The organism is Staphylococcus sp. EG-SA-15 (assembly GCF_017151895.1).
In the GTDB taxonomy this organism is placed as follows: Bacteria; Bacillota; Bacilli; order Staphylococcales; family Staphylococcaceae; genus Staphylococcus; species Staphylococcus aureus.
In genome coordinates, this window is the sequence record NZ_JACVZN010000148.1 from 1 (window position 1) to 247 (window position 247).

Genomic DNA, 247 nt, shown 5'->3' on the forward strand with positions numbered 1-247 from the left:
CTTAACTGCTTTAAATGCTTTGTCGGCTGCGTCATCTTTACTTAATGTCACTTTATTCGTTGGCTTTACTTTCTTCGCATCAGTATCCCCATTGATTAAAACGACTTTTCCTGATTTGTCTGCGTGTCAATTCTATTGGTGTAAATGCAGTTTTACTCATAGGAGCTGCAAAAATGATGATCCCAGTTTACTTGAAAAATTTAATTATTTCGATACCATTGACTATAAATGGAATAATTACTGGAAT

1 pseudogene is annotated in these 247 nt (G+C 34.0%); it reads left to right on the top strand.

Annotation, left to right across the window (positions count from 1 at the left end):
- Positions 1-119 precede the first annotated feature (119 nt).
- Positions 120-247 (top strand): annotated as a pseudogene (locus IDG64_RS15365) (hypothetical protein); the annotation flags it as partial.